This is a genomic window from Bacillus sp. AFS029637 (genome assembly GCF_002584985.1).
In the GTDB taxonomy this organism is placed as follows: Bacteria; Bacillota; Bacilli; order Bacillales; family Bacillaceae_G; genus Bacillus_A.
In genome coordinates this window covers 1-1,387 of record NZ_NUPZ01000084.1, presented here as the reverse complement: position 1 = coordinate 1,387, position 1,387 = coordinate 1, and the positions used below count along the sequence as shown (strand labels likewise).

Genomic DNA, 1,387 nt, shown 5'->3' with positions numbered 1-1,387 from the left:
AATGTCATCGGCGACTTGTTTTATATTACACCCCTATACCCTAATCGTCAACACCTTTTATTCAATTAATAATAAAAATAATTTCAAAGGTATTTTCATTATTAGTTTCACCTTTCTCTATTTCAATGAAAATAAAGAAAGGACATCCTATTACGTACAAGACATCCTTTTCATTAAACATTATATACATGCTCTTATAAACTTTAACATTCTTCATTCCCTTTAACATTTCGATCGCCTGCTATAAATAAATCAATTAATTTACGTTTATCCGCCCATATCACTCCAAATAAAACTAAGCTACCACCTATTACTATTTTCCACGTTAAAGATTCATTTAATAGAACAATTGAAGCAACAATACTTATTAACGGTAAAGCATTTAAATATAGTCCACTTACTGATGCCGAGACTGTCTCTAATGCTCTATTCCAAAACCAATACGCTAAAATTGTTGCCCCAATAACAAGATATATTACACTTAGTCCAGCCTTCCATATTTCAACCTTTGGAAAACCGTAATAAAAAGTTTCTGCCATTGCAAATGGTAATAGAATAACAGCTCCAATAATTAAAGTTAATGTTGTAAAAACCTTGTTTGATAGATACTGTTCTTGTTTTGGCTTTTTCAGCAGTACTGTATAGAAAGCAAATAAGAAAGTACTTAATAAAATAAGGATATCTCCTATTAAAGATACTTCTTGATCGACTTTACTAGATGGGATTGTAATAAGAAGTACTCCGGCAGCCCCTAGTACAATACCGATCCAATAATTAAGCTGAATTTTTTCTTTCAAAAAGAACGCTGAAAAAAGAATTGTAACTAAAGGTAAAGCAGCATCAATAATACTAACATGCAATCCACTTGTTAAAGAAATTCCATAGGATGTGAACATAAAGTAACCAGCTACACCAGTAAAAGATAGTAAACTCATTCTTTTCCATGGCACCTGTTTATGTACAACCGATCTTTTTAATTGTTTACATGAGAATAGTAAACAGATTCCACCCGCAAAGAAAAGACGAATAAACAACAAAGTAAATGGCTGAATAGATTCTAGTGCCCACTTTGTTGGTGCAATGGCTGTCCCCCATAATATAACAGCCATTAATAACATGCATATTTCTTTCATAATCCCCCACACCCATCAAAAAATATATGTTAACTATCTTAATTATAGGTTTTTTCTTATGTGAAATCCTTTGATAACGAAAAAACGTTATGTAAAAAGGTAATTCTCACCTTAAACTAACATTTAAACGTATTACTTTATAACCTTTTACGGCACTATCGCTCAAAATTTATTTTAAACAGTATCTATTTCATCTTCTTTCCTCTTTAAGATTTATTAAATTTATGGATTTTAACATTTGGAAAATAAAAATA

General features: G+C 30.6%; 1 protein-coding gene. It reads right to left on the bottom strand.

The features are described from left to right. Positions 1-203 precede the first annotated feature (203 nt). Positions 204-1,133 (bottom strand): DMT family transporter, encoded by a 930-nt coding sequence (locus COE49_RS26900; RefSeq protein ID WP_141524827.1) that lies wholly within the window; start codon positions 1,131-1,133, stop codon positions 204-206. Positions 1,134-1,387 lie beyond the last annotated feature (254 nt).

Coding starts and splice junctions, on each gene's coding strand:
- COE49_RS26900 (WP_141524827.1), bottom strand. CDS start 1,133: ATGAAAGAAATATGCATGTTATTAATGGCTGTTATATTATGGGGGACA.